The organism is Amycolatopsis sp. WAC 04169 (genome assembly GCF_003947535.1).
Taxonomy (GTDB): domain Bacteria; phylum Actinomycetota; class Actinomycetes; order Mycobacteriales; family Pseudonocardiaceae; genus Amycolatopsis; species Amycolatopsis keratiniphila.
Map to the genome: position 1 here is coordinate 158,423 of NZ_QHJI01000010.1, position 19,814 is coordinate 178,236.

Genomic DNA, 19,814 nt, shown 5'->3' on the forward strand with positions numbered 1-19,814 from the left:
GGCCGATCGGAGTAACCCGGACCAATCAGGCGGGTGGTCCGGTGAATCGGCTGGGATCGCTGGGCGGACCATCGAGAATGAGGTCGGCGGCGCGGGCGAGGACCTGGACCCGGGTCTGTCCCGGGTGGTCCGCGGCGAGAAAGTGGTTGCCGATGGCCGCACAGAAGGCGAGCAGTGCGCGGGCTTCGATCTCGTCGGGGTCGTCGCAGAACGTGGCGATCCCGTCGCGGGCCAGCTGCATGCGTCGGTTGTCCACGCGCCGCAGGCGTTCGGCCACGGCGTCGTCGCGGCGAGCCCAGTCACGAACGGCCAGATCGATGGGCAGCAACCGGCCACCGGAGAAAGTCAGCCTGCCGGCCAGCCGGACCTTGTCCCGCGCGTCGCACCCCTCCCGCTCGACGCGAGCGAGGACCTCGTCGACGCTTTCGTACTCCCAGGCGTCCAGCATCGCCTCCAGCAGAGCCGCGCGGTCGGCGAAGTAGCCGTAGAACCCGCCCTTGGTCACGCCGAGCGCCTTGGCGAGAGCCTCGATGCGCACCGCGTCCACCCCACCCTCCGCCAGCGCCCGCAGACCTTCTTCGACCCACTTCTCCCGCGGTGTGCGCAATGCGCCCATGCCGTGGCCCACCTCACCTCTCCACTGGTTGTACGCCACCGTATAACCGGTCTAGCCTGACGTTATACGCAACCGTATAACACGACCTGGGGAGTTGACATGATCAAATGGGCGGGTTGGCTCATAACGTTCTTCGGCACGGCCCACACCTTGGGCGCCCTCACGGTGATGAAGGCCGCCGGTCACGCCGGCACGTGGTTCAGCGGAGGACTGTGGCGCGACGACCTCGCCGCCATGAGCCCCGCGAACAGCGCCTTCTGGCTCAGCGCGGCCAGCTTCGGCGTGCCGCTCGTCCTCGTCGGCTTGACCGTGCTCTGGCTGGAACGGCGCGGCATCACCCCGCCCGTGTTCCTCGCCTGGGCGCTGGGGATCTGGACTCTGCTGATCGCCGCGGTGCTCCTGTTCACCCCGTGGCCGATCCTCCTTGTCGCGACCGCGCTGCTGTTCGCCGGGATCCGGCGCAGCGAACCGGCCCCGCCGCGAGGTGCGACGGGGCCGGATCGGATGGTGCGCGGGATCAGCCGACCGGACGCGGCTTGAGGTTCACCTCCACCGTGTTGCCGGGGCCGGAGGTGACGGCGGTGATGATGTCGTTGAGGAACCCGCAGCCCTGCAGCGGCGGCAGGGTGTAGGAGCCGGTGAGCTTGCCACCGGCCAGCGGATCGAAGCCCGCCTTCGACTGGAGCGGGATCTGGGCCGGCGTCTTCGTCTGGCACTTCGCGCTCGCCGAGACCGGGAAGCCGAAGACGCTGATCCGCGGCAGCTTGACCGTCACCGCCGAGGTCGACTTGAGCACGCCGTCGGCCAGTGTGCCGGTGGTCTTGCCCGCCGACGCGAACTCGATCTTCGCGTTGACCGGGACGAAGCCCCAGAGCGTGAGGTTCGCGCTCGTCGGGTTCAGCGTCAGGTCGGCCTCGAAGGTCCCGTTCGCCAGGCTGATCGCGGCGTTGATGCCACCGCGCAGGTCGATCGGGCCGGAGAGCTTCTTCAGCTGGGTCTTGCCGGCCAGGTCGTAGCTGTACTTGACGATCGGGGACGTGTTCGGCTTCGTCTTCGCCGTGACCGGCGCGCTGGCGGCCGACTTGTTCCCCGCGGCGTCCTTGGCGACCACGGTGAAGGTGTACTCCGTGTCGGCCGTGAGACCGTCCACAGTGGCCGAAGTACCCGTGACCGACTTGACGACCTCGGTGCCCTTCAAGACGTCGTACCCGGTGACACCGACGTTGTCCGTCGCCGCGTCCCACGCGAGGCTCACGCTGGTCTGCGTGCTCCCGGTGGAGCGCGGGTTGCCCGGCGCCGCGGGAGCGACCGTGTCGGGAGCGGCCTGCGTCCGGACGGTGATGGCGGCACTCGGGGTCGACGCGTTGCCCGCGGCGTCCTTGGCGACGACGGTGAACGAGTACTCCGTGTCCGGCGCGAGACCGTCCACAGTGGCCGAAGTCCCCGCCACCGACTTCACCAAAGTGCTGCCGTTGAAGACGTCATAGCCGGTGACACCGACGTTGTCCGTCGCCGCGTTCCATTCGAGGTTCACGCTGGTCTGCGTGGTCCCGGTGGAGCGCGGGTTGCCCGGTGCCACGGGAGCCTGCGTGTCGGGAGCGGCCTGCGTCCGCGCCGTGGCGGCGGCGCTGGGAGCCGACACGTTGCCCGCGGCATCCTTCGCCACCACGGTGAACGAGTACTCCGTGTCCGGCGCGAGACCGTCCACAGTGACCGAAGTCCCCGCCACCGACTTCACCAAAGTGCCGCCGTTGAAGACGTCATAGCCGACGACACCGACGTTGTCGCTCGACGCGGTCCAGGACAGCGCGACGCTGGACTGGGTGATGTCGGCCGTGGCGAGACCGGCCGGAACGCTGGGCGCTTCGGTGTCCGGAGCGGTCGCGGTCCGGGCGGTCACCGTCGCGCTGGGCGCCGACTTGTTCCCGGCCGCGTCCTTGGCCACCACGGTGAAGGTGTACTCGGTGTCGGCGGCGAGACCGTCGACGGTGGCGCTGGTTTCGGTCACCGACTTCACCAGGGTGTCGCCGTTGTAGACGTCGTAACCGGTGACGCCGACATTGTCGCTCGACGCGTCCCACGCCAGCCCGACGCTGGAGGCCGAGGTTCCGGTCGAGCGCGGGTTGCCCGGCGCTCCCGGAGCCTGCGTGTCGGGCGCCGCCTGCGTCCGCGCCGTGACAGCGGAACTCGCCGCCGACGCGTTGCCCGCGGCGTCCTTGGCGACCACGGTGAAGGTGTACTCGGTATCGGCCGCCAGACCGTCGATCGTCGCCTGGGGTTCGGTGACCGACTTGACGACCTCGGTGCCCTTCAAGACGTCGTAGCCGGTGACACCGACGTTGTCACTCGACGCGTCCCAAGCCAGCGTCACGCTGGTTTGGGTGGTTCCGGTCGACTGCACGTTCCCTGGCGTCGTCGGCGCCTGCGTGTCCGGGGCCTTCGCGGTCAGGGCGGTGGCGGGCGCGGTGGCCGTGGAGACGTTGCCCGCCGCGTCCTTCGCCTTGACGGTGAAGGAGTACTCCGTGTCCGGGGTGAGACCGTCCACAGTGGCCGAAGTACCCGTCACGGACTTCACCAGAGTGGTGCCGTTGAACACGTCGTAGCCGGTCACGGCGACGTTGTCGGTGGCGGCGCCCCAGGACAACGCGACACTGTTCTGGGTGACGTCGCCGACCGTCACGGCGCCGGGAGCCGACGGCGCGGTCGTGTCCGCCGCCGCGGTGACGGTGAACGTGTGCAGCACGTTGGCCTGGCCGCTCGCGGGCGTGCAGTCCGCGACGAACGTGCCGAGGCCGGTCTCCGCGCCGGAAGCCGTCAACGGCGTCATGGTCAGCACCAGATCGTGCACCGACAGCGTGGCCGTCCCCGGCTGGTCGAACCGCAGCGACGGGGCGGAACCGCTCGCGTTGATCACCAGATCGTTGCCCTTGGGCGGGATGGGTTGCTGCGGGACCGCGGTCGGCACACCGACGGCGAGATGCCCCTGCGGGCTGGAGACCAGCGACGTGGCCAGCGCCGATCCCTTGATGGTCTCGGCGCCGACGAGCCGGAGCCCTTCGGTCGCGGTCGCGCCCGCGTTGGAGACGGCCTTGATGTCTATCTTGGGGGTGAACTGGCCCACCGGGATCGAGTCGGGCAACGTGGCGTTGATGTCGACCGTGACGTCCTGGTTGCCGATCAAGGGGAACGGGCAGCTGTAGACCTGCTTCAGCGGCGGGCGGTTCCCGGTGCCGACAACGGCTTCCGGGGTGACCGGCGAACCGGTCACCGTGTAGGTCTGCAGGACGGTCTCGGCCCCCGCCGCCAGCGTGCAGTCCGAAGTGAAGGTGCCGAGACCGGTCTCGGTGCCGTCGGCCTTGAGCGGGGTCATCACCAGCTGCAGGTTGTTCACCGCGAGCGTCGCGGTGCCCGGCTGATCGAACCTCAGCGCCGGCGCGCTGCCCGTGGCGTTCACGACCAGGTCGTTGCCCGCCGCCGGGATGGGCTGCTTCGGCACGTCGGAGTCGACCTTCACGGTCATCGTGCCCTGGCTGCCGGGCATCGTCACGGTGGAGGTCGCCTTCGCGGTGCCCTTGATGGACTCGGCACCGACGAGCCGAAGGCCTTCCGTCGCCGTCTTGCCCGCGTTGGACACGGCGGTGATCTCGATGGCGGGAGTCAGTTTCCCGGTCTCGATCGTCGAAGGTTGCGTGGTCTTGATGGTGACCGAGACGTTCTGATTACCGATCAACGGGAACGGGCACGAGTAATTCTGCGTGAGCTCACCCGGAGCGGCGGCACTGGTGCCCGAGCCGATCGTGAGACCCAATGCCACCAAGGCCGCCGTGCTCACGACGGCGATGCCCCCAGCCAGTCTTCGACTACGTCTTCTGTGTTTCACAGGTCCCTCTCCAACACATAGACCACACCCGCCGAAACCATCGGACAAACGATTAATGCCCGCTTTCGCGGGCTCTTCCCAGCGGGCGCGTGCGCACATTTACGGGTATGCCACAGGGAATTAACACACCCGCAAGGCTCGGCAGGCAAGCAAAATCACAGAGGCCGCGCGACCATTCTTCGTCTTTGTCATACGCGGCCGATTCACCGTTCGCGAATCTGTCAGCCGCGCCCCCAAAACGTCCGCCGCCACCCCCGCGCGGGTGGTTACTGGCCAACAGGGCCGCGATCGGGTCAGGCTCAGCGGGCGCCGGAAGGACCGGCCAGAATCCCCGCCAGGACGCGACGCGCGTTCACCGCTTCCTCGTCGACGCGGTCGCGCATCCGAGCGCAAGTGATCAAGGCCTTCCACAGCGCCCACCCACGCCCGCGCTCCCATTCCGGATCGTCGACCGAAAGCCGCTCGCGGAACGCGCGCCTGCCGGCGGCGGTCAGCGACGTCCACGCGACCGCCAGGTCACAGGACGGATCGCCGACGCCGCAGGTGCCGAAATCGATGACGGCCGCCAGTTCCCCGCCGTCGAGCAGGAGATTCCCTGGTGCGATGTCGCCGTGGAACCAGCGGTCCGTTCCGTCCCACGGGCTGTCGAGCGCGGCCTTCCAGATCTCGCGGGCCGGCCCGGTGTCGAAGTCGCCATCCAGCGCCGTGAGCGCGCGCTCGGTCTGCGCGTCGTAGGTGCGCAGACCGGCGCCCCGGAACCAGTTGTGCTTGCCCGGCCGCGGGCCGCCCGTGGTGTCGATGGCCCGCAGGGCCGCCAGGAAACCGGCGAGGTCGACGGCGAACCGGACCGGGTCGGAGATCCGGGCGGTGGTCGCGGGTTCGCCGTCGCGCCACCGGTAGACCGACCACTCGAAGGGGTAACCCGCGCCAGGCTGCCCCTTCGCCAGCGGAACCGGGACGGGCAACGGCAGCCGGGGAGCGAGCAGCGGGAGCCAGCGCTGTTCCTTGTCCACCGCCAACGCGTATTCGGCGGCGCTCGGCAGCCGTGCCAGCATGTCGTCGCCGATCCGGAAAGTCCTGTTGTCCCAGCCGGATTCGGCCACCGGCCGGACCGGAAGGCCGGCCCACTCCGGGAACTGCTCGGCGACCAGTCCTCGTACCTGCGCCGCGTCCACGGTGATCCGCCGCGGCGCAGGCCCGAGATCCGGCGTGGTGCTCTTTGCTCGACGGGAAGCCACACACCGAGTCTCGTCGAGCCGTCCAGTGGATATTCGGCGGATCCGCTAGTCGAGGGTCCAGTACACCGCGTGCGACTGCCCGGCCGCGTTCGAAGCGGTTCCGACGACACGGCCGTTGTCCGTGATCCGGTAACCCCGGCTGCGGGTACCACCCGGCAGGTTGCCGAGCTGCCGCCGTTCCCCGTCCCGGAACCAGACCGTCGCCTGGCTCCGGAAAGTGCCCGCCACGGTGCCCTGGGAGTCGACCGCTTCGGCGTCGGCGCCGAGGCCGTCGTCGGGCAGCGCGATGACGCCGCCGTCGAGGTCCCAGAGCAGGGCCGAGCGGCGCGGCGGGTTGAGGTAGCCGCTGCCGACCACGTAACCGGTGGGGCCGATCCCGTAGATCCACACCGAGTGCGGGCTCGGCCAGTCCAGGGGATCGATCACGCCGTCCCGATCCCACTTCGCCGGGATCGGAGGTCCGCTACTGGTCTCCCGCAACGTTCCGGCGGCCACCCCGCCCTTGTTGATCCGGCCCGCACCGCTGCTCACGCCCTGCGGCGCCAGCTCGGTGATCGGCCCGCCGTTCACCCACCGCACGGCCTGGTTCGCCGCGGAGCGGACGGCGCCGCCGACGATGATGGTGCCGTCGCCGGAGATGCCGTCGGCCATGCTCCAGGTCTCGCCGGGCAAGGTGCCGAGGTCGGTGGCCGTGCCATCGGGATCCCAGCGGAACCCGTGGTACTGCTCGGCCGGCGTCAGCCAGGCCCCGACGACGACGTTGGTGTCGCTGATCGCCCACGCGGTGGCGTTGTGATAACCGGGCGGAAGCTGCAGCAAGGTCGCCTGACCCGCGGCGTCCCAGCGAGCGGGTACGGCGGTGGTCGCGGTCAGCACGTACCCCGCGGACACCCCGAGGCTGTTGATGTCGCGTACCTGCCCCTCGGTGCCTCCCGGCGTGGGCAGCGCCATGATCTGACCGTTCGCGTCCCAGCGGACCGGGTGACTGCGCTTCGGGGTCGGGCCCACGAGCGACAGCCCTACCATCTCCCCCGCTTCGTTGACCGCGAGGACCGTGCTCTCGTCGTCCCCCGGCAGCGTGCCGAGATCCACCGGCCCTGACGTGGTGGCCCGCGCGGTCCCCGTCACCGCGCCGGTGGCCACGGCGAGCGCCGCCACCAGTGTGAACATCCGTCTTCGCGCCACCGGCACACGATTCCTCTTCACGACGACTCCCCAATCCCGATCAGTGGATGTGCGGACCCCGCATCGACACTAATGCACACAAACCGCCAACCGGGACCGCCGGAAAGCAGAACCTCTTGACAGAGGCCAAAAACAGCCGTCGAGTGCGTCAGATGTTCGCGCCGAGCCGGTCCGCCTGGACGAGATCGGCCAGGAGCGCCGACTGTTCCCGGCGATAGGCCTCGACGTTCGCCAGTTTGACGTCCTCGTAGCCTCGAACCAGGTCGGGCAGCTCGGCCAAGGCCAGGATCCTGCCGCGATCGGCGTCCTCGGTGCCGAAAGCGGCGAGGATCGTCTCCCGGTACTGCCCCACGAGTTCCCGCTCCACCTTCCGGACGTGTGCCTTGCCGAACGGGTCCCAGCGGGTGCCGCGCAGCTTCCGCGCGGCGCGCAGCGCGACGAACACCGGGCGGAACTTCGGGCCCAGTGCGATCTTCCGCTTCATACCCATCGCGCGCAGGAAGGGCGGGTGCAGGCGATAGGCGTACCGGCTCCCGACGCCGAACTCCGCCTCGATCCCGGCGAGCACGGCGGGATCGAGCGAAAGCCGCGCGACCTCGTATTCGTCCTTGTAGGCCATCAGTTTGTGCAGATTCCGCGCCACCGCTTCGGTGATGGCGGTCGAATCCCCTTCCAGCACCCGGACCCGCTCGACGAACTCGGCGTACTCCCTCGCGTAGCGAACGTTCTGGTACCGGGCGAGTTCGGGAACGCGGATGTCCAGCAGGCGCGCGAGTTCCGAACCCGGTTCGGCGTGCACGAGCGCGCGGGCACGCAGGGCGCCCGCCGACGGGGTGGGGCTCGCGGCGACGGCGGGCGGGGCGACCACGGCGTGCAGCGCGTCGGGATCGGCGACGAGTTGCCTGCCCCGGCGGAACGCCTGGAGGTTGCCCGCGACGGCGACCCCGTTGAGTTCGATCGCGCGTTCTACGCTGGCCGCGTCCAGCGGGATGGCGCCGGTCTGGTGCGCCGCGCCGAGCTGGAGGATGTTGGCGAACTGGTCGTCGTCGAACAGGATCTCCGCCAGTTCCCGCGCGTCGAGCGCCACCGTCCGCGCCGCGTTGTCCGAAATCGCCCCGCGCACGGCGGCGGCATCGGGGAAGGACACCGTGGTGTCCACGACCATCCGGCCGGTCGGCACCTCGGTCGTGGAGACCACGGCCGTGGTCCTGCCGGGATCCGTCACCGTCAGATACGCGGGATCCGCGCCGACGAGGACGTCGCAAGCCAGGTAGAGATCGCACTCCCCGGCCGCGAGTTTCGGGGCCTGCGGTGTCGGCTCGGTGGTGATCTTCAGATCCGAGACGACGGCGCCGCCCTTCTGCGCGAGCCCGGTCTGGTCCAGTGTCCGGACCTGCTTGCCTTCGAGCACGGCGGCCGTGGCGAGGATCTGCGCGACGGTGACCACACCGGTCCCGCCGACACCGGTGATGCGCACGGTGAAGTCGGTGCCGGAGGTTTCGGGAGCGGGCAGTTCGGCCGCGGTGATCTCCCCGGCCTTCCGCCGGTGTTTGCGACCGGTGGGCACCACGGTCATGAACGAGGGGCAATCCCCCGCCAGGCAGGAGTAGTCGACGTTGCACGACGACTGGTGGATCGCGGTCTTGCGGCCGAATTCGGTGCTCACCGGCTGCACGGACAGGCAGTTCGACTTCTCGCCGCAGTCGCCGCAGCCTTCGCACACCCGCTCGTTGATCACGACTTTGGCGGCCGGGGTCTCCAGTTTGCCGCGACGGCGTTTGCGGCGCTTCTCGGCGGCGCATTCCTGGTCGTGGATCAGCACCGTCACCCCGGGAACGCGGGCCAGTTCCTCTTGGGTGCTCAGCAGTTCGTCGCGGTGCCGGACCTCGACGCCGTCCGGCATCCGGACGCCGCGAAGCCGCTTCGGCTCATCGCTGGTGATGACCACCTTCGCGACGCCTTCGACCAGGAGCAGCGACGCCAGCCGGTCCACCGACAGACCACCGACGGCGTCCTGCCCGCCGGTCATCGCGACCGTCGCGTTGTAGAGGATCTTGTAGGTGATGTTCACCCCGGCGGCCACCGCCGCCCGCACCGCGAGGCTGCCGGAATGGGTGAACGTGCCGTCGCCGATGTTCTGCACGAAATGCGAGGCGTCGACGAACGGCTCCATCCCGAGCCACTGCGCGCCCTCGCCGCCCATCTGGGTCAGGCCGACCACGTCCCCGACCTGTTCCGGCTCCATGAACAACGCCATGGCGTGGCAGCCGATGCCGCCGCCGACCACCGTGCCCTCGGGCACCTTGGTCGAGGAGTTGTGCGGGCAGCCGGAACAGAAATACGGCGTCCTGGTCAGCAACGGCACTGAGATGCGCTCGCGGCGGCGGCGCTGCCGCCACGCGGTCACCGACGGGATCTCGTGGTGCTCGCCCAGCCGGGTGGCCAGCACCCTCGCGATGGCGTCCGGGTCGAGCTCACCGAGTTCGGTGCACAGGGTGCGGCCGTCCGGGCCGGTCTTGCCGTACACGGCGGGCGCGCCGGCGGTGCCGTACAAGACTTCTTTGATCGCCGACTCGACGAAGGAACGCTTTTCCTCCACCACCACGATCTCGGCGAGGCCGTCGGCGAACCGGCGGACGATCGACGGTTCGAGCGGGTGGATCACCCCGAGCTTGAGGATCCTGATCCCATGCCGGGACAACGCTTCGGCGTCCAAGCCGAGCAACCGCAGCGCCTGCATCAAGTCCAAATAGGACTTTCCGGCGGTGACGATGCCGATGCGGTCCGCCGGCCCTTCCTGGACGATCCGGTTGACCCCGCTCGCGCGCACGTACTCGACGGCCAGCGGCAGGCGTTCGGTGTACAGGCTGCGTTCGAGCGCCATCAACGTGGTGCCGAGCAACCGGGTGCTGGGCTTGTGCCGGTACGCGGGCAGCGCCAGCTCCGGTGCCGTCCACGCCGGCCGGACGTGCGCGGTGCTCGCGGCGTCGGCCACGTTCGCCACGAGTTTCATCGACGACCACAGTCCGCTCGCCCTGGACAGCTCCACGGCGTGCAGGCCGAAGTCCAGCACGTCCTGGGAGTCGGACGGGAAGAACACCGGCATGGCCAGATCGGCCAGCGCGAGCTCGGAGGCGCACGGCACCGACGAGGACTTGGCGTTCGGATCGTCGCCGACCAGCGCCACCGCACCGCCCGCCGGATCGGTACCCGCGAGGTTGGCGTGCCGCAGGGCGTCGGTCGCCCGGTCGAGGCCGGGCGCCTTGCCGTACCAGAACCCGGTGACCCCGCCGCGCGACGAGCCGACCGACGCGGTGAGCTGGCTGCCCATGACCGCGGTCGCGGCGAGCTCCTCGTTCAGGCCGGGACGGTGCACGACGTCGTGCTTCTCGAGCAGATGGGAGCGGCGGCCGAGTTCGAGGTCGTAGCCGGCCAGCGGCGAACCCTCGTAGCCGGAGACGAACACGGCGGGGGACGCCCCGGCGGCGCGATCGTGCCGCACCCGGTCGAACAGCATCCGGACCAGGGCCTGGACGCCGCTGAGGTAGACGGTGCCGTCCTCCCGCAGATACCGGTCCTCCAACGTGAACTGCTCCACCAGACCTGCCTCCTTCGGCACCCCCGCGTGACGTCACGACAGGAGACCCGACCCGCGCGGGCCGTCGCAACAGGCGGCAGTCTATTGGCACCCGGCACGCAAAAAATCCGGCCCATCTTCACCGCTGGCCGATATCCGTTGCGTCTGCGTACCATCCTGGCTCATGGCGGACCAGCTCATCGACGAGACCGATCGCGAGATCCTCGAACTGCTGCGCGAGGACGCGCGGCGCACCCTTGGCGACATCGGGGCCCGCGTCACGCTGTCCACCGCGGCGGTCAAGCGCCGGATCGACCGTATGCAGGAGAACGGCGTCATCGTCGGCTACACCGTCCAGATCGACCACGCCAAACTCGGCTGGGGCATCGAGGCGTTCACCGAACTGCGGTTCACCGGGACCACCAAGGTCGGCGAGATCGTCCGCACCACCACCCGGATGCCCGAGGCCCAGGCGGTGTTCACCATCGCGGGCGACCCGGACGCGCTCGTGTGGCTGCGGGTGCGGGACATGGGCCACCTGCAGCACACCATCGACGAGATCCGGCGGCATCACCAGGTGACGGGCACGAAGACCCTGATGGTGCTGGATTCCTGGACGCGGGGGCAGCAGTGGCCTCAACCCTCTTGAGTGGGGAGCGGTAAGTACGTGAAGGCCCCCTTCACTGCGCTAGACGCAATGAAGGGGGCCATCACGTACTTGGGAAGGGGTGAAGGTCGAGTTTCCTCGGCTGAGCCGAGGGAAGGGGGCCTTCACGCGCAGTCAATGTGACTCCTGGTGCTCATGGGACGCACGTGGGCGCGCCCGCATTCCGTGAAGGCCTCCTTGAGGGACTCTGGGTCCCTCAAGGAGGCCTTCACGGATTCGAACTGGGACTGACAACGGCAGGACTAGCGGGTGACGCCCCGCAGCAGCCGCTCCCCCGTCCGCGCGAGGTATTCGCCGAATTCCGCCGGTTCCTCCACCGTGAACCCGATGTCGGTGAGCGTCAGGACGACCGCCAGCCACTCGAAGGAATCGACGTACGCGACATATCGGCACCTGTCGTCCCCAAGAGCCTCGAAACTCCCGTCGACCCGGTGAAGCCGGGCAGCGGCCTCGGCCGCACCGACCTCCAGGGTCAGCGTGATCCGGAGGGATTTCGGGCTGTGAAAGCGTTCCTGGAGATGAGCAGCGACATCGTCGACGGGGAGCGCACGCGGCTCGAACGCCACCTCGGTCATCGACGGTGCGCCGATCCGGTCGAGCCGGAAGCTCCGCCAATCCCGCCTGCCGAGGTCCCAGGCGTAGAGGTACCACCGCTTGCCGAGCTGGACGAGCCGCATCGGCTCGACCGTCCGCGACGACGGTCCGTCCTTTCCCGTGTACGCGAACTCGAGGCACCGCCGAGCCGCGATCGCGGCGGCCAGGACGTTCAGGACGTCTTGGGCGACCCGCGGCTGTTCACCGGTCCCGAATTCGACCGCGGCGAGCATTTCGTCGGTCCGCCGCCGCAGTGCCGGTGGCAGGACGCGGCGGAGTTTCGCGGCGGCGCGGTCGGCCGATTCGGCGGTCAGGTCCACGCCGGTCCCGCCCGCCGCGGCGAGCCGCAGGCCGAGCACGGTGGCGATCGCCTCGTCGTGTTCCAGCATCAGCGGCGGCAGCGCGGTGCCCGCGACCAGCCGGTAGTTGCCTCCCGGGCCGCGGCTGCTCTCGACGGGGTAGCCCAGCCCGCGAAGGTGGTCGATGTCCCGGCGCAGGGTGCGCGGCGGGACTTCCATGGCCGTCGCGAGTTCGGCGGCGGGCCACGCCCGGCCGGACTGCAGGAGCGACAACAGCCGCAGCATCCGTTCCCGTGGTGCCGTCACGACGCCTCCCGATAGTTGTGGCCGTAATCCGGCCACATCTCATCGTAGCCTCGGTTCATGGCGAAAGATCAAGCTGACCGTGGCCGGTGGATCACCGTGGAAGGAGCCCGCACGCACAACCTCCGCGACATCTCGGTCCGGGTGCCGAAGCACCGGCTGACGGTGTTCACCGGCGTGTCGGGGTCCGGGAAGTCGTCGCTCGCGTTCGACACCATCGCGGCCGAAGCCGAGCGCCTCGTCACCGGCACCTATCCCGCCTTCGTCCGGAACCGGCTCCCCCAGCATCCGCCCGCCGACGTCGACCGGATCGACGGGCTGGTCTTCACCACGATCGTCGATCAGCGGCGGTTCACCGGCAACGCGCGGTCCACCGTGGGCACGGCGAGCGACATCGCGCCGCTGCTGCGACTGCTGTTCTCCCGCCTCGGAAAGCCCGGAGCCGGGTTCTCGCCCGCATACTCGTTCAACGATCCGGCCGGGATGTGCCCGCGCTGCGAAGGCCTCGGCTCGGTCGACGACATCGACCTCGACCGGCTGCTCGACCGTTCGCGAAGCCTGCGCGAAGGCGCGGTACGGTTCCCGACGTTCGCCCCCGGCACCTACCGATGGAAACGCCTCGTGCATTCCGGACTGGTCGACCCCGATGTCCCGTTGGGACGGTTGCCGTCGGCGAAGGTCGAGACGCTGCTGCACGCCGAAGCACTCCCCCTCGACGACCCCGGCCCCGACTACCCCAAGCACGGCCTCTTCGACGGCATCGTCCCGCGCCTGCGGGATTCGTACCTGCGCAAGACGCCGTCGCGGCTCACGGCCGAGGAACAGGAAAGGCTCGCCGGAGTCGTCACCCGCGGCGTCTGCCCGGAGTGCGCGGGAACCCGCCTTTCCGAGGCGGCGCGCGGAAGCCTGATCGACGGGCGGTCCATCGCGGACTGGTCCGCCATGCCGGTCGGCGAGCTGCGCGACGTCGTTTCGGCCGTGCGCGATCCGTCGGTGGCGCCGTTGTCGCAGGCGATCCGGGAACGGCTCGATGCGCTGGATTCCGTCGGTCTCGGCTACCTCAGCCTGTCCCGGGAGTCGAGGACGTTGTCGGGCGGCGAAGCCCAGCGCGTCAAGATCGTCCGCCATCTCGGGAGCGCGCTCAGCGACGTCTGCTACGTGTTCGACGAGCCCAGCACCGGCCTGCATCCGCATGACGTGCACCGCCTTCTCGAACTGCTGGCCAGGCTCCGCGACGCGCACAACACGATCCTGGTCGTCGAACACCATCCCGCGGTCATCGCGGCCGCCGACCACGTCATCGACCTCGGTCCCGCCGGCGGTGAAGGAGGCGGGCGCATCCAGTTCGAGGGCGGCCCCGGCGAACTCGTCACGGCCGGTACCGAGACCGGGCGGCTCCTCGGTGCCCCGCTTCGCTTCCGGGAGCGGACCCGCGTCGCGCAAGGCGCCGTGACCATCTCCGGCGCCACCAGCCACAACCTCCGTGACGTCACCGTCGACGTTCCGCTCGGCGTCCTGACCGTCGTCTCGGGAGTGGCCGGCTCCGGCAAGAGCACCCTGATCGCCGGCGAACTCCCCCGGCGGCATCCCGATTTCGTCGTCGTCGAACAGGCGCCGCTGCGCGGTGGCATCCGGTCGACACCCGCCACGGTGCTCGGCATCGCCGAACCCATCCGCGAAACCTTCGGGAAGGCCACCGGAAAGCATCCGTCGTGGTTCAGCGCCAACGGCCGCGGGGCGTGCCCGGTCTGCAAGGGAAAGGGCGTCATCATCACCGATCTGGCGTTCCTCGACGACGTCCAGACCGCTTGCGACGCCTGCGGCGGCACCCGGTTCAACCCGGACGCGCTCGCCGCGCGCCTGCACGGCCGGACCATCGCCGACGTGCTGGCGATGAATCCGGCGGACGCCGCCGCCCTGTTCGGCGAGCGGTCTCCGATCGGGCAACGGTCGCGCTGGCTGGACCGGGTCGGGCTCGGCTACCTGACGATCGGGCAGAGCCTCGACACCTTGTCGGGCGGCGAAAGGCAACGGCTGCTGCTCGCCCGGCACCTCGCCGACGCCGGCCCCGCGCACGAACTGCGCCTGATCCTCGACGAACCCACGGCCGGACTGCACGGCAGCGACGTCGACCGGTTGCTCGCCCTCTTCGACGAACTCGTCGACGACGGGGCGACCCTCGTGCTGATCGAACACGACCAGCGGGTGATCGCGCACGCCGACCACGTCATCGACATCGGGCCGGGCGCGGGTGCCGAAGGCGGGACGGTGGTGTTCGAAGGCACGCCATCGGCTTTGGCCGAGCACCCCACGTCGCTCACCGGACGTCATCTGCGAACGCGTTCCCGGCGCCGGACGGCGCCGGGAACACCCACCCGCCCGGGAACAGTTCCCGGGCGAGCGCGATGATTCCCCATCGGGCTTTGCCCGACACGCCGGTACCGAACAGTTCTTGGCCCTGGTTCACGTGATCTGGCCGACACACCACCGGCCGGTCAGCGGCCTGCCTCCTCCCGGTCGACGACCTTGGTGAGGAAGTGCTGCTGCCCCAGCGTCCACACGTTGGTGGCCAGGAAGTACACCAGCACCCCGATCGGCACCGGGAAGAACGCCCCCGACACCAGCATGCCGACCGGCGCCAGGTACATCATCAGCTTGGTGATCCCGGCCGTCTCGGGAGAGGCCTGCCGCGCGAGTCCCGACCGCATCGACAAGAACGTGGCCAGGCTCGCGATCAGCATCAGCGGCACTCCGACGGCGATCATGTGGACGTGGTCCGTGCCGAACGCGGCCAGTTCCGCCGCGGGTTGCGAAAGCCAGTTGCCGAGCTTCGCGCCGAACAGGTCGGCGTTCAGGAACGACCGCACACCGGCGTGGTCGAAAACGTGGTTCGAAACGGCTCCCGGGGTGAAGTCGCGCAGGACCCAGTACAGCGACAGGAACACCGGGAGCTGGATCAGCGCCGGGAGACAGCCGCCCAGCGGGTTGGAGCCGCTTTCGGCGTGCAGTTCTTGGATCTCTTTCGCCATGCGCTGGCGGTCTTTGCCGTACTTCTCCTTGATCCGCCGCATCTCCGGGGCGAGCGCTTGCATACGGCGGCCCGCGCGCAACGCGCCGAGAGCCGGCTTCACCAGCAGGAGACGCAGCGTGAAGACGAGAAACACGATGGACAGCACCCAGGCGATGCCCGAGTCTGGGCTCGACACGGCACCGAAGACCTTGTGCCAGAACCAGAGAATGGCGGAAACGGGGTACAGGAAGACATCGAACATGACCAGGTCACTCCGTCGGTCGAAGGTATGCGGGCAGGAGTGACTGCCTCACCTTCGAACGAAAAGGTCAGGCAGTCGCGATGCCCGCTGACGGAGCCCTTGGCCGGACGCGGCCGCGTGCGTCGGGGTCGCGCAGGCTCAGGAACAGCTGCGCGCGTTCGCGCAGGCTGATGGCGCGCACCCGCATCGCGGCGGCCGCCGGTTCCAGGCGGAAATGCACCGCGAGCGCGAGCAGGACGGCGGCGAGGGACGCGGTCAGCGCGGCGGCCAGCCCGAGCGGGTTGGCGACCGCCACCGACGCCGTCAGCGCGGTGGCCAGGCTCAGCGGGTTGATCCCGCCGACGACCGGGAGCACGACGAACAACTCGGGCAGGAACAGCGCAAGCATCAGCTTGAGCCGCACGCCGAAGTAGGTTCGCTCCACGTCACCGACATTACCGGAGATATTGCGTTGCGTGACTCCCGAGCGCGCGGGCAGGCTGTCGCCATGGGTCACGTGGAAGTCGCGCACGTCGAGTACCACCTGCCCGACGGACGGCTGCTTCTCGACGATGTCTCGTTCCGGGTCGGGGAGGGCGGTGTCTGCGCGCTCGTCGGCGCCAACGGGGCGGGCAAGACGACGTTGCTGCGGCTGATCTCGGGGGAACTCTCCCCCAGCGCGGGTTCCGTGACCATCAGCGGCGGCCTCGGGGTGATGCCCCAGTTCGTCGGGTCGGTGCGCGACGAACGGACCGTGCGGGATCTGCTCGTCTCGGTGTCGCCGGACGCGCTCCGCGCCGCCGCGCGTGCCGTCGACGAGACCGAATTCGCCTTGATGGAACGCGACGACGAGGCGAACCAGATGGCGTACGCACAGGCGCTCGGCGACTGGGGCGACGCCCGCGGCTACGAGGCCGAAGTCGTATGGGACAAGTGCACGACGGCGGCGCTCAACCTGCCGTACGAGAAGGCGCGCTGGCGCGAGGTGCGCACGCTGTCCGGCGGCGAACAGAAACGGCTGGTGCTGGAGGCGCTGCTCCTCGGCGGGGCCGGCGTCCTCCTGCTCGACGAGCCGGACAACTACCTCGACGTCCCCGGCAAGCAGTGGCTGGAAGAACGGCTGCGCGAGACCCAGAAGACCGTGCTGTTCGTTTCGCACGACCGGGAACTCCTCGCGCGGGCGGCGAAGAAGATCATCAGCGTCGAACCCGGGCCCGCCGGTGGCGACGTCTGGGTGCACGGTGGCGGCTTCGACACCTATCACCAGGCGCGTGCGGAAAGGTTCGAACGCTTCGAGGAACTCCGCCGCCGGTGGGACGAAAAGCACGCCCAGCTCAAGAAACTCGTCGCCGACATGCGCCAGTACGCCGCGCGCAGCGACGAGATGGCCTCGCGCTACCACGCCGCGCAGACGCGGCTGCGGAAATTCGAGGAGGCCGGGGCGCCCGCCGCTCCCCCGCGCGAACAGAAGATCACCATGCGCCTGCGCGGCGGCCGGACCGGGGTCCGCGCCGTCACCTGCGCGGGGCTCGAACTCAGCGGCCTGATGAAACCCTTCGATCTGGAGGTCTTCTACGGCGAACGGGTCGCGGTGCTCGGCTCGAACGGCTCCGGCAAATCGCACTTCCTGCGGTTGCTGGCGGGTGAGGACGTCGCGCACGACGGACAGTGGAAGCTCGGCGCCCGCGTCGTCCCCGGTCACTTCGCGCAGACGCACGCCCACCCCGAACTGCTCGGGCAGACGCTCGTCGAAATCCTCTGGACCGGCTATGCCCGGAGCCGCGGGCCCGCGATGAACATCCTGCGCCGCTACGAACTCGACGGGCAGGGCGACCAGCGGTTCGAGAAGCTGTCCGGCGGTCAGCAGGCGCGGTTCCAGATCCTGCTGCTGGAGATCGGCGGCGCCACCATCCTGCTGCTCGACGAACCGACCGACAACCTCGACCTCGCTTCGGCGGAAGCGCTGCAACAGGCGCTGGAAGCCTACGAAGGCACCACCATCGCCGTGACGCACGACCGCTGGTTCGCGCGATCCTTCGATCGGTACCTCGTGTTCGGCTCGGACGGGCAGGTGCGGGAAACGACGGAACCGGTGTGGGACGAGCGGCCGGTGCAACGCGCGCGGTGACCCTCTCGGGTCAGTAAGAGCGACACACCAACGGGAGGTGCCTTCGGCGGCTCCGTCGTGTGCTTGAATGCCGCCGCCCGCATCGTCCCAAGGCTGGAGTTCCCGTGGAGGCCGCTGCCATCCCCTTCGCCATCGCGGCCCTGTGCTGCGCGGCGTTCCTGGTGAGCTTCCTGCGCGACCGGCGCCGGTTGCGGAACGGCTTCTACCTCTTCTTCGCGCTGCTCTTCCTCGGCGTGACGTTCATCGCGCTGCTCGCCTCGGTGTCTCCCGAGGCCGCGGGTTTCGTCGCGGTCGGGGTGATCCTGCTGATCATCCCGACGGTCCTCGCGCTGACGGTCTTCCTGATCTTCAACGGGATCACCATGCTCCGCCGGGAGGGACGCAGGCTGGCCAACGTCCTTTCGCTGCTGACGGGGATCGGCATCTGCGCGCTGATCGTCTTCAACGCGACGGTCACGCAGCTGGCTTGGGAGCCCCTCGACATCGTGCGGGGCATCCTGAACGGCCTCGTCGTCTACTTCTCGTTCCTTTTCGTCTGTTTCCTCCTGTACTCGATCGTCTACGGCCGCATCCGCACCGAGAAGGGCGTGGACTTCGTGGTGGTGCTGGGGTCGGGGCTGCTGGACGGTCACCGGGTCCCGCCACTGCTGGCCGGGCGCCTGAACCGCGCCCGGCGCGTGCTCGACGCCGAAGCCCGCCGCGGCGGGGAACCGATGGTGGTCACCTCGGGCGGGCAGGGCCCCGACGAGGACCTGCCGGAGTCCCACGCCATGGCCGAGCATCTGGTCGGGAACGGGGTGCCGAGGGAGCGGATCCTGCTCGAAGACCGGTCGCGGACGACCTTCGAGAACCTCACCTTCAGCGCCGAGATCATGCGGCAGCGGAAGGCGGACTATCGCTGCACGGTCGTCACGAACAACTTCCACGTGCTCCGCGCCGCCCTCATCGCCCGGCGCGCCAAGGTGAACGGCCAGGTCATCGGGTCGCCGACGGCTTGGTATTTCTGGCCGAGCGCCACGATCCGCGAATTCGTCGCCATCGTGGTGGAGCACAAGTACAAGAACCTGGTGGTGTGCGGGCTCATCGTGCTTTCGCAGGTTTCCCGCGCCTTCTCGTGAGCCCCGCCTTCGAATACCGGCCATCAGAGGAATTGACACCCCGGATCGAATTCCGGGTACCCCCACTCAAGCCCGCATGACAAATATCCGCCATCCGTTTGACAACACCGTTTTCGCCGGGCCATCGTCCTGCGCATGAGCGCTTACACCCGGCAGGCGATGGCGCGGCTGTTCGACCGGACGGCGGAGACGTACGACGCTCTCGGCGTCGACTTCTTCGGCACGTTCGCCGAAGAACTGCTCGACCGGGTCGCGCTCGTCCCCGGCGAGCGGGTGCTGGACGTCGGCTGCGGCCGGGGCGCGGTGCTGTTCCCGGCGGCCGAGCGGGTCGGCGCGAGCGGATCGGTGCTGGGGATCGACCTGTCCGCGGAAATGGTCGAGCGCACCGCGAAAGACATCGAGGCGCGCGGCGCGAGCGCCTCGGTTTCCCTTATGGACGCCCAAGAACCGACCCTGCCCGACGCCGCCTTCGACGTGGTCCTCGCGTCGTTCGTGGTCTTCTTCCTGCCCGATCCGGTCGCCGGGCTACGGTCATGGCATCGCGTTCTCGCACCTGGCGGCCGGCTGGGCGTGACCACCTTCGGCGCCGACGATCCGCGCTGGGCCGCCGTGCGTGAGGTGTTCAAACCGTTCGTACCGCCGGAGCTGGCCTGGACGCTCGCCATCAGGTCGGGCCTGTTCGCCACCATCGAAGGTTTCGGCCAGGCCGTGGAGTCGACGGGCTTCACCGGTGTCACGTCCGTGGAACGCGTCTATCCGGTGAAGTTCGCCGACCCCGGGCACTGGATCACCTGGTCCTGGTCGCACGGCCAGCGGATGTTCTGGGAGCTGATCCCGCAAGACCGGCTCGACGCCGTGCGCCGGGCCGTGCTCGCGGAGCTCGAACCGCTCCGCGAGCCCGACGGCAGCGTGGTGCTGGCGCAGACCGTGCGCTACACCCTCGCCCACCACGATTGAC

The 19,814-nt window shown here is 69.3% G+C and carries 14 protein-coding genes; 6 read left to right on the plus strand and 8 right to left on the minus strand.

From position 1 onward, the window contains the following. Positions 1 to 25: 25 nt before the first annotated feature. Positions 26 to 616: a TetR/AcrR family transcriptional regulator gene (locus DMC61_RS28200; RefSeq protein ID WP_199750125.1), complete on the minus strand. Its 591-nt coding sequence runs from the start codon at positions 614 to 616 to the stop codon at positions 26 to 28. A gap of 99 nt (positions 617 to 715) precedes the next feature. On the opposite strand from DMC61_RS28200, the gene DMC61_RS28205 reads away from it, so the two are divergent. After that, on the plus strand, positions 716 to 1,156 hold the full coding sequence (locus DMC61_RS28205; RefSeq protein ID WP_125692697.1) for a DUF6463 family protein: 441 nt from the start codon (positions 716 to 718) through the stop codon (positions 1,154 to 1,156). Here the strand turns inward: DMC61_RS28205 and DMC61_RS28210 are convergent. The 4 genes from DMC61_RS28210 to DMC61_RS28225 all read right to left on the minus strand — a co-directional run bounded on the left by DMC61_RS28210 (position 1,134) and on the right by DMC61_RS28225 (position 10,517). Continuing rightward, complete coding sequence (locus tag DMC61_RS28210) at positions 1,134 to 4,448, minus strand: DUF6801 domain-containing protein (RefSeq protein WP_233594981.1); 3,315 nt, start codon at positions 4,446 to 4,448, stop codon at positions 1,134 to 1,136. The two genes, DMC61_RS28205 and DMC61_RS28210, sit on opposite strands and share 23 nt — an antisense overlap. 347 nt (positions 4,449 to 4,795) lie before the next feature. Further along, positions 4,796 to 5,734 (minus strand): aminoglycoside phosphotransferase family protein, encoded by a 939-nt coding sequence (locus DMC61_RS28215; protein WP_125692699.1) that lies wholly within the window; start codon positions 5,732 to 5,734, stop codon positions 4,796 to 4,798. Between the two features lie 45 nt (positions 5,735 to 5,779). After that, positions 5,780 to 6,904, minus strand: a complete 1,125-nt coding sequence (locus DMC61_RS28220; protein ID WP_125693117.1) for an HAF repeat-containing protein — start codon at positions 6,902 to 6,904, stop codon at positions 5,780 to 5,782. Positions 6,905 to 7,067: 163 nt separating this feature from the next. Continuing rightward, positions 7,068 to 10,517: an indolepyruvate ferredoxin oxidoreductase family protein gene (locus tag DMC61_RS28225; RefSeq protein WP_125692701.1), complete on the minus strand. Its 3,450-nt coding sequence runs from the start codon at positions 10,515 to 10,517 to the stop codon at positions 7,068 to 7,070. 163 nt (positions 10,518 to 10,680) lie between these two features. Between DMC61_RS28225 and DMC61_RS28230 the strand changes: the two genes are divergently transcribed. Continuing rightward, positions 10,681 to 11,145, plus strand: coding sequence for an Lrp/AsnC family transcriptional regulator (locus tag DMC61_RS28230; RefSeq protein WP_125692703.1), 465 nt, complete (start codon positions 10,681 to 10,683; stop codon positions 11,143 to 11,145). Between the two features lie 260 nt (positions 11,146 to 11,405). Here DMC61_RS28230 and DMC61_RS28235 read toward each other — a convergent pair whose 3' ends face one another. Further along, positions 11,406 to 12,362: a YafY family protein gene (locus DMC61_RS28235; protein ID WP_233594982.1), complete on the minus strand. Its 957-nt coding sequence runs from the start codon at positions 12,360 to 12,362 to the stop codon at positions 11,406 to 11,408. A gap of 57 nt (positions 12,363 to 12,419) precedes the next feature. Between DMC61_RS28235 and DMC61_RS28240 the strand changes: the two genes are divergently transcribed. After that, positions 12,420 to 14,768: an excinuclease ABC subunit UvrA gene (locus DMC61_RS28240; RefSeq protein ID WP_233594983.1), complete on the plus strand. Its 2,349-nt coding sequence runs from the start codon at positions 12,420 to 12,422 to the stop codon at positions 14,766 to 14,768. 86 nt (positions 14,769 to 14,854) lie between these two features. On the opposite strand, the gene yidC is transcribed toward DMC61_RS28240, so the two are convergent. Then, entirely contained in the window at positions 14,855 to 15,631 is a 777-nt protein-coding gene (gene yidC, locus DMC61_RS28245) for a membrane protein insertase YidC (protein ID WP_125692706.1), read from the minus strand. 67 nt (positions 15,632 to 15,698) lie between these two features. Beyond that, positions 15,699 to 16,055, minus strand: coding sequence for a DUF6412 domain-containing protein (locus tag DMC61_RS28250; RefSeq protein WP_125692708.1), 357 nt, complete (start codon positions 16,053 to 16,055; stop codon positions 15,699 to 15,701). Between the two features lie 63 nt (positions 16,056 to 16,118). On the opposite strand from DMC61_RS28250, the gene DMC61_RS28255 reads away from it, so the two are divergent. The 3 genes from DMC61_RS28255 (at position 16,119) to DMC61_RS28265 (ending at position 19,813) form a co-directional block, all read left to right on the plus strand. Further along, complete coding sequence (locus DMC61_RS28255; protein WP_125692710.1) at positions 16,119 to 17,738, plus strand: ABC-F family ATP-binding cassette domain-containing protein; 1,620 nt, start codon at positions 16,119 to 16,121, stop codon at positions 17,736 to 17,738. 104 nt (positions 17,739 to 17,842) lie between these two features. Beyond that, the gene (locus tag DMC61_RS28260; RefSeq protein ID WP_125692712.1) at positions 17,843 to 18,856 is read left to right on the plus strand and encodes a YdcF family protein; all 1,014 of its coding nucleotides are present in this window, start codon (positions 17,843 to 17,845) and stop codon (positions 18,854 to 18,856) included. Between the two features lie 135 nt (positions 18,857 to 18,991). Then, positions 18,992 to 19,813, plus strand: a complete 822-nt coding sequence (locus tag DMC61_RS28265) for a class I SAM-dependent methyltransferase (protein ID WP_125692714.1) — start codon at positions 18,992 to 18,994, stop codon at positions 19,811 to 19,813. The last annotated feature ends 1 nt before the right edge of the window (position 19,814 follow it).

Bases quoted from the DNA above. Each gene is read 5' to 3' on its own strand.
- DMC61_RS28200 (WP_199750125.1), bottom strand. From the start codon at position 616: ATGGGCGCATTGCGCACACCGCGGGAGAAGTGGGTCGAAGAAGGTCTG.
- DMC61_RS28240 (WP_233594983.1), top strand. From the start codon at position 12,420: ATGGCGAAAGATCAAGCTGACCGTGGCCGGTGGATCACCGTGGAAGGA.
- DMC61_RS28230 (WP_125692703.1), top strand. From the start codon at position 10,681: ATGGCGGACCAGCTCATCGACGAGACCGATCGCGAGATCCTCGAACTG.
- DMC61_RS28205 (WP_125692697.1), top strand. From the start codon at position 716: ATGATCAAATGGGCGGGTTGGCTCATAACGTTCTTCGGCACGGCCCAC.
- yidC (WP_125692706.1), bottom strand. From the start codon at position 15,631: ATGTTCGATGTCTTCCTGTACCCCGTTTCCGCCATTCTCTGGTTCTGG.
- DMC61_RS28255 (WP_125692710.1), top strand. From the start codon at position 16,119: ATGGGTCACGTGGAAGTCGCGCACGTCGAGTACCACCTGCCCGACGGA.
- DMC61_RS28220 (WP_125693117.1), bottom strand. From the start codon at position 6,904: ATGTTCACACTGGTGGCGGCGCTCGCCGTGGCCACCGGCGCGGTGACG.
- DMC61_RS28265 (WP_125692714.1), top strand. From the start codon at position 18,992: ATGAGCGCTTACACCCGGCAGGCGATGGCGCGGCTGTTCGACCGGACG.